Source organism: Streptococcus sp. 3613 (genome assembly GCF_013277375.1).
Taxonomy (GTDB): Bacteria; Bacillota; Bacilli; order Lactobacillales; family Streptococcaceae; genus Streptococcus; species Streptococcus pseudopneumoniae.
In genome coordinates this window covers 1-8245 of the sequence record NZ_VMMV01000041.1, presented here as the reverse complement: position 1 = coordinate 8245, position 8245 = coordinate 1, and the positions used below count along the sequence as shown (strand labels likewise).

Annotated in this window: 8 protein-coding genes and 1 pseudogene; 1 reads left to right on the top strand and 8 read right to left on the bottom strand. The window is 35.9% G+C overall.

Annotation, left to right across the window (positions count from 1 at the left end; translation table 11 throughout):
* Nucleotides 1–454: pseudogene (locus HT708_RS05300) on the top strand (XRE family transcriptional regulator); the annotation flags it as partial.
* A gap of 67 nt (nucleotides 455–521) precedes the next feature.
* Here the strand turns inward: HT708_RS05300 and HT708_RS12320 are convergent.
* The 8 genes from HT708_RS12320 to HT708_RS12145 all read right to left on the bottom strand — a co-directional run bounded on the left by HT708_RS12320 (nucleotide 522) and on the right by HT708_RS12145 (nucleotide 8090).
* On the bottom strand, nucleotides 522–800 hold the full coding sequence (locus HT708_RS12320; protein ID WP_000712965.1) for a hypothetical protein: 279 nt from the start codon (nucleotides 798–800) through the stop codon (nucleotides 522–524).
* A 140-nt stretch (nucleotides 801–940) separates the two neighbouring features.
* Nucleotides 941–1573 carry an ABC transporter ATP-binding protein gene (locus HT708_RS05290; RefSeq protein WP_000571433.1) on the bottom strand — a complete coding sequence of 211 codons (633 nt, stop codon included), beginning with the start codon at nucleotides 1571–1573 and terminating at the stop codon, nucleotides 941–943.
* Nucleotide 1574: 1 nt separating this feature from the next.
* The gene (locus tag HT708_RS05285; RefSeq protein ID WP_023941706.1) at nucleotides 1575–3590 is read right to left on the bottom strand and encodes a DUF1430 domain-containing protein; all 2016 of its coding nucleotides are present in this window, start codon (nucleotides 3588–3590) and stop codon (nucleotides 1575–1577) included.
* Between the two features lie 102 nt (nucleotides 3591–3692).
* Nucleotides 3693–3989, bottom strand: coding sequence for a lactococcin 972 family bacteriocin (locus HT708_RS05280; RefSeq protein WP_023941708.1), 297 nt, complete (start codon nucleotides 3987–3989; stop codon nucleotides 3693–3695).
* A gap of 615 nt (nucleotides 3990–4604) precedes the next feature.
* Nucleotides 4605–5246, bottom strand: a complete 642-nt coding sequence (locus HT708_RS05275; protein ID WP_000087002.1) for an ATP-binding cassette domain-containing protein — start codon at nucleotides 5244–5246, stop codon at nucleotides 4605–4607.
* 4 nt (nucleotides 5247–5250) lie between these two features.
* Nucleotides 5251–7452, bottom strand: coding sequence for an ABC transporter permease (locus HT708_RS05270; RefSeq protein WP_000221426.1), 2202 nt, complete (start codon nucleotides 7450–7452; stop codon nucleotides 5251–5253).
* Nucleotides 7453–7458: 6 nt separating this feature from the next.
* Complete coding sequence (locus HT708_RS05265; protein WP_000748217.1) at nucleotides 7459–7752, bottom strand: hypothetical protein; 294 nt, start codon at nucleotides 7750–7752, stop codon at nucleotides 7459–7461.
* A gap of 164 nt (nucleotides 7753–7916) precedes the next feature.
* Entirely contained in the window at nucleotides 7917–8090 is a 174-nt protein-coding gene (locus HT708_RS12145; RefSeq protein WP_000544605.1) for a PhrA family quorum-sensing system peptide, read from the bottom strand.
* Nucleotides 8091–8245 lie beyond the last annotated feature (155 nt).

The window sequence follows — 8245 nt, the reverse complement described above, 5'->3', positions numbered from 1 at the left end:
TCTAATTTCTATTCCTTAGAGGGTCGTGAACAAGAATATGAGGCAAACTACTCTCATTTGATGGAGTTATATCAGACAAAAAATTTTGAGCATCAAGAGTTTTTATTTGGCTACATCAGAGTTCGTTACAATTACGCTCACTACCTAGTATCAAAGGAAAAATATAATGAAGCCATCCAAGAAGCTCTTGAGACTATCGAACTCTGTAAACAAAGAGAGGCAAACAAGTTACCAACTAGCTCCCCTGCTCGTTCTCGTTGGAAATTGTGGAACACAATTCCTTGGCAAAGAACAAGTCAAAAATTATTATATAGAAGCAAGAGAGCTATGCAAGATTTATAACAATCCTTTCTCTGTGAAAATCGCAAGTTTTTCCCACCTTTTCTCAATACTGAAACAACATCTTTCCAGAACTTCAATAATTTCTTTTTGTGTTAAATCATTATTTAACTAAATCTTTGGAGGTAATACGTTTTCAAAGCTACTTTTTACCATAGATTTTGAGCTTTCAACACATATTACTAAGCCAAAAATGCTCTAAATTTTTGAAATTCTAACAAATGCCACTCAACTTCATCATCATCTTTGACTTTCACAATATCTTCCTCAAAATAACATGGAATAAAGATAGTTTTCTTTTGAAACGGTTGTAGGAGGAAAATCTCTCCTACACTATTTTTGATTCTGAGAGAAAATTGCAAAATATCATCTACCAAACTTTCAATTATTAAGATTTTTTGCAGTTTATCTGAATTAGAATCGCAAGGCTTCTCAATAATATAATTGTCGAATTTTTTCATTCTAACTTTCTCTCCACTATTTCTTCCTTTATCAAGAAAAAGTTACCTCAATATTCATAAAGTACAATTCTAAATTAACTCCAATTATTGATTCATGATAATATTTCGATAACTCATCGTGCAATTAAAAACAAGGATTTTTATTTCAGACGATCCATCGTGAACACTTCATCAGCCATCTCCCAAATTGCCGGATTATGTGTTGCGATAATGATTAGCCTATTATCATCTCGAAGAGATAGCAAAATCTCCATAATCAACTGAGAGGTTGCTGGGTCTATTGAAGCTGTTGGCTCATCTGCCAGAATAAAGGGTGGATTCTTTAAGATAATTTTTGCCAAGGCAACCCGTTGCGATTCTCCGCCCGATAACTCAAAGATGCGCTTATCTAGGTCAAGATAAGCCAGGCCGACCTGTTCTAAAGCCTGCTTCTGCCTCAACCGCTGTTCCGACCGACTCAACTTTTGACCAATGAGACCTAGCTTAAGGTTTTCTTCAATACTTTGGTTTTCAATTAAGCCAAAGTTCTGGAAGAGGTAGCCCAATTCGTGACGGAAAAAATCACTCGATTTATAATTGGCCAAGTCTTTACCTCGGTAAAAAATCGTCCCATCATAAGATTCTAATTTCCCAATCATGTTCATCAAGGTTGTTTTTCCGCTACCACTTGAACCAATTAAGGCATAGACTTTTCCAGCCTCAAATGTCATTGAAAGATTCGAAAATAACTCTCGTTCTCCAAAAGATTTACTCACCTGTTTAAGTTCAATCATATTAACCTCCCTTCAAAACAAGCATGGACATCTTGTTTTCTTTCTGCATTTGGACATGTAACTGTAAAAGAGATAGACCAGTAAAGAGTAACAAGACTAAGAAAGCAACTACTATCTCTACCATAAGAAATACACTCGCAATAAATCCCAGTAAAAACACACCCAGTTGAGCAAAGAGATAAGTGTGATGGATTTCTAAGAACCTGAGACCTGCAATGCGTTTGATAAAAATGGCACGTCTAAATTCTTCAAAGTAGAGCCTATTCATAGTGTTAAACAACAAGATTGAAGTTGCAATCCCAAGCACAGCTCCTGCTAGCATTACCCAACGTTCCCTCTGGATATTATCCAATAATGTGATGTAGTTATGGTAACCTGTTTGCATTTCTGAGACCCAATTTTCAATGCCTTGTCTCTGGATAAGCTCCTGGGCATCAGACAATTGATTAAAGAGAATGTAGTTCTGTACTGCGTCTATCCAAAACAAAATGGACTGTGGACCAGTTGATTGGGGTGTTATAACAATGATGATTGGATCTTTCAAAAATTGTTGGTAAGAAATAGGGGTCGTATTATATACAAAACGATCCTGACCTGATTCTAAATAACCTACCGTAGCAGTCATTTGCTGTCGTTCATCTTGACTAGACATGCGACTGGTTAAGTCGTCTTCAAAAACAGATTTATAATGTTCTTCCTCTGAACGGAGGTGTTCAGGCAGCAATAAGACAAACTCCCCTACATCAAGGTGATTCATCTTTTGCTCAATAGTTGTATCTACAGGAATGTTTTGACGCTCCAAGTATTGCGGTGTGACGATAAGGACATTGCCATTCGGGCTGTAATCGTACCATTCTGTAGAGGTTGTCAAGTTTTTGGAGGAAGCCATGCCATTTTGCAAAGTACGGTCAATTAACTGGTGTCTAGATAAGAAAGCCTTTTGTTCTGAAACAGCCAGATCCATCAATTGATACCAAGTTCTGAGTTTCCTTTGAGCTTGTTCATCAAAACCAGGACTCGTTCCTTCACGGCTGATTGATAGGGTAATCAGTTGTCTTTCCTGACTCCAAGCCTCTTGTCCAATCCGATGCTGTTGCCAGGCTTGGGAATACTTTAAGCTACTCCCTATTCCCAGCGTTACAATAATAATCGCTAATAGTTGACCGATTAAAATCAAACTAATGATTCCTCTGACAGGCACTTGCCCTTTTATAATCTGCATCAGGTGTATCTTTTTTATCCCAACTGCGAAGAGTTGAGCGAAAAACAGGGAGATCGACAACAAGATGAGATTATAACTGAGCAAGCCTTCTCCTATGGTCATTAGGGATTGCGTTGGAAGCGACAGAATTTTTTGCATAAGAATGGCGAGCAAGCCAGCTAAACTGAAACCAACAGCTATCCCTTTCAAATCCTCACCAACTGGTCTAAGGAAAATGGACCACCGTTTCTCTCCTGAAATGAGGCGAATGCCCGACGACCGTAATTGGCTAATTTGACTAATTAAAGTCAGTGCTACAAAGGTTAAGATGAAAATCAATAGACTGATTAACTGAAATCCGTTACTAAAGATAGCCATTAACGTAGATAGTTTAGATGGAATTGTCAGGTGCATGTTAGTCAAGCCAAGTTGACTTAGCTCCTCCCTTAGCAAGTGAATATCTAGGTGTCCACCGAATACAAAATAGTTTGTTTCAACACTACTACTTTGAGCATCTTCTAGTTTTTTTTCCTGAAGCCCATCAGGCAACTTTCCGTCCCCAAAGGTCGTATAAGAAAAAACTGTAGTACCTTCTGAGTTAGGATCTTGGTGTTGAATCGCAATAAAGCTATCCGTTTCTTCTGCTAGTTTTTCTAAGCGTGTAGCAATATGCTGAAAAGTTGTTTCAGGGGAAGAATCACGTACAACAACGTTGGGGTAGTAACGGGAGACATATGTATCAGTCCAAATGGTAAATACCCAAACAAAGAACAAACTAGCAAGCAGGTTGGATATGAGTATAAATAATTTTTTCATAGTGCATTCCTTATTCTAAAACAGAGGGCAGAAATACCCCTGCCCTCTATAAACTAACAAGCTTACTAAACTATTGATAAAAGAATCTTCTTCAATTATTCTTTACCATCCCGCATCAAATGTAATTTGCTCCCCAAAATTTGTATTAACAAACGCATAGGCCGCACTACGTGCTCCTGCATAAACTGTTTTTTGATTGTCACGTTCATTACTTCCAACATAGGCCCAGTGATACTGTGAACCATGATAATAATTCGAAAATGCTCCCCAATTATATGGATCATGATGGCCTCCATAGGTCCACTCGCCACCACGGTGAGAAACTGCCAAAACAGGAAGAGCCAAACTAAATGCCAAAACGGCAAGGGATGATGCAACTACTTTTCTAAATTTTAACATATTATTCCTCCTCTGAATGAAATATTATGAAAATGAGCGAAATGCAACTACATATTTTAATTAGAAATCTCAGTCTGAATTATAGTATCCTATTTTTTCCTCCTTTCTAACTGCACGTTCCTTTCTACAGACAGAGACCTAATTTTATAAACCAATCTTAAATACTTTAGATTTTGTCACTCATAATTTTCAACAGTTGGTTAGCTATGAAAGCATTTTATCAAACATCTCCATTTGACTATATTTCTATACTTTTTCTTCCTTTCTCTGTGAAAATCGCAAGTTTTTCCCACCTTTTCTCAATACTGAAACAACATCTTTCCAGAACTTCAATAATTTCTTTTTGTGTTAAATCATTATTTAACTAAATCTTTGGAGGCAATACGTTTTCAAAGCTACTTTTTACCATAGATTTTGAGCTTTCAACACATATTACTAAGCCAAAAATGCTCTAAATTTTTGAAATTCTAACAAATTCCACTCAACTTTATCATCATATTTGACTTTCACAATATCTTTCTCAAAATAACATGGAATAAAGATAGTTTTCTTTTGAAACGGGTTCAGAAGTAACCGTATCAAGTGCTAATAATGCTTGAGTTAATTTACAAGAACCTACTCCAGTGAAATGATCCTATCACATTGCCGTGCTTGCTCCATGTTATGCGTAACAATCAAAATTGTTTTACCAAATTGATCTCTCAAAGTTCGAATCAAATCGAATGCTTTTTGAGACATTTCAGGATCTAACGATCCGGTTGGTTCATCTGCTAGGACAATATCTCCGGGCTTTAAAATAGCTCTCACAATCGCAATTCTCTGCTGTTCACCTCCCGATAATTCATTGACTTTACTATTTAACCGATTTTGTAGACCAACAAATTCTAGCGTTTCCTTGATTCTCTGCTCTTTCTCCTGTCTAGAGAAATTCGAAAAAGTCATGGCAAGCATCAGGTTATCTTTCACACTAGATGTAGAAATGAGTGCATTGGATTGAAAAAGATAGTTGATGACATTCCTTCGATAATGAACTGCTGATTGCGAATTTACCTTAGGCAAAACTTTTCCGTTGATTAGGATTTTACCACTGTCAACAGTATCCAATAGTCCAATCATATTGAGGATAGTCGATTTTCCAGAACCAGAAGGTCCTACTAAAGCTACAAATTCATTTTCCTCAATATCAAAGCTTAAGTCTTTGAAAATTTCTCTTGAACCAAATTGTTTTGATACATTTTGTACTGAAATTCTAGACATGAGATTACTCCTTAAATGATTGTATGATACTCTCTCCTTCTTTACGGAACAAACTGAAGTAAAGAAGCATTATCTGAAAAGCAAATGTAGCTAGTGTCATGACTATTCCCAACTTAGAACCCACCAAGATAGAAACGATTAGTTCCATCACAGAAAAACTAATAATGAGAGAAACCACACCAATATATCTTTTCCATGGTGAGAATCCCATAAAGTATTGAACATACAATTTTTCTTCAAATAACAAGCGGTACATTAAGACAAAACTCCAGAAAATAGCCATCATCGTAATGATGATAATCGCTATAATCGTGCCGAAAAGATAAAATGTATAACTCAGATCTTTTTGAAGACCATTGATAAAGTTCTTGACAGTTGTAAAACTCAACCGATTATCCGTTAAATCTGGAAATTCTGTTTCTAAAACGGACACTACCTGTTCCATTGTTTCCCTATCACGAATCTTCAAAAGACCATTATAGCCGCTGACAACTAAGTTTGCCGACTCCATGAAATATAGATTCTCTGGTGTTGAGACAAAAATAACTGGATTCTCACTAGTTGTACCATAAGAAATGGAATCTGACCAAGTAAATATTGGTCGAGACGGTTGGTAAACCTTGAACATAAATTTCGGATTTTCTGTGAAATTAGTTTGTAAATCTCCCGGTTTTACAGTGACACTTTCCTGTAAATAAGCCTTCATCGCCTCAAGTTCTTCTGTATTGAGCGTGTTAGGTAGAAGATAAAGTCGAGTACCATTCCTCATCTCTAGCAACTCCTCATCACTTAGGGGAATACCTAACTCTTGCAGGTAATTATAGGAGAATTTCAAATACCAAAATGGTTTTTTAGGGACATGTTGGTATGTCCCATAGACTGCATCAAGGTACTCCTGATTAAGAAATTTTCCTTGGGCAATATAGACACCTGGAAGCTCAGATATACGCTGGTAAAAGTTATACATACTACGCTCAAGGGAATTTGTAGTTCCTGCATATGTACCTACATCATCTCCCTCAACAAAGCTGGAGATAACGTACATATCTTCAACATTTTTCCACTCCCTAGATACTTTCATATTATCAATAAACTGATTCGTTGGAGCATCTAAAGAGTAACTGACTGCGATTAACAAACCAGCTACCAAGGTATAGAATAACAAGCAGGTTACCATTAAAGGCTTCATTGGTAATCGTTTATGAATTGCGGCTAATGGAGAAACCGAATAAACAATAATCGTTGGAATAATGAATATCAATAGTAGCAACAAGACTGAGAGGCTGACTCCAGCAAAAACTAGAATAAACGATGATAAACCAAAACTAGACCAGCCTGACAACAACCAACTACATAAAGAGATAATTGGAATAATGTAGATTGAAAATAGTAGAGAATTTTTGAAAAAAGCAGACCATAATTCTTTTCTATCCCATCCTAAAAGAATCAATGTTCCGAAATGTTTAAAGGATTGAAGAACACAGATTAAGAATAGAATCAGTAAAATGAAGGCATTTACTAAGATGCTGATAGCAAGTATTATTCCCCAAATTCCCTGATCAGTACTACTTCCAAAACTTTCTTTTGTCAAATCCTCAACAGAAATACCTGACATCTTTGAAAGATGCAACAGAAAGTTATCTCTTGAGACAGCATCGTGGAGACCATTGATATGGTATATCCCATTGATCGTATTAGTGTTTTGAAAAGTATAATCTAATCGTTCAATGACTACAGGTGTGCTAAATAATAAATCTGGAAGCTCGTAAAGCATATTATTTGAGCCTTTGTCAAGTCCAATAGTCATACTATTATCACTATGAGATAATAAATCTGCAAATTGTTGTTGTGAGACTACTATTTTACCCGTACTTTCAAAATCTGAAAAACCAGCAGAGCTGCCAAGGATGTCTATATAAATCCTATTTAGACCTTCTCCTGTATCACTACTTTCAGAACGTTTTGTCCATATGGACAAGTCACTCTGTTCTAAAAAATAATTAAATACATCTTGTGATTGCTCTTCTGTTAACTTCTGAAGATAAACTGTTACAGTTTCGGAATGATGATTATAACTCTGCCATGACTGTTGATACTGTAAACCTGCTAAAAAAATTGCCACCAGAGCAAGTAAGACACTCTGGATGGCAATCAAAAACAGGATTAAGTATTTCATTTTACCTAATAACATGTTTTTGTATGTCATAGGTACTTACCTACAATTCCAGTAACATTCAGCTGTAGCAGTTCCGATGAATTTAGAAACACGTGCTTCTACTCCAGGTGATTGCCAGCCTGAGAATGCCCCGTTAGCAGTTGCTGAGTGTTCGTAAACACTAGACTGAACATTTGAATAGCTCCAAAGGCCAGCAGTACGACCATAATCCCAATAAACTGCAGTACCTTTATACCAAACTGTTGCAGCTGAAACAATCGAACCACCTGCACCAGCTAAAGTCAGTGCAAGTAAAGATGTTGTAATTATTTTTTTTATGCTTTTCTTCATCGTAAAGCCCTCATTTCTTTCACTTAAAATCTAACAATAACAATGACTGCATTTAGAAATATCAACAAATCATACCCTAGTACATCGGAATCCCTTCTTTCTAATTAAAAATTAGATAAAACAGAAATACTATATAGTTAATAGTATTTTCATCATTTAATCAACTAATCAGCCTTCCCAACATCAAGACCATTGGACTTCTTTTGCGATTGCACTCGAATCTCCAATTGTTTATTCTTCTGAATAAACTGTTGGTAAGGAATTGTATTACTAAACATAAAAACACCTAGCAATGCAAATGTAACTAATTTTTTAATTCCACGTTTTTTCTCATGCAATGAAACCCCTTTCTTTTTTATTCTAACAGATATATTTTATTTAGTCAAGTATTTTTATGTAATTTTTAACTTTTTTTTTTGTTTATTACCATAAAGAATTATTTATTCCTTTAACTTGCTATTTTGAACTAAAAACTTTATAATGAAATTAAGCA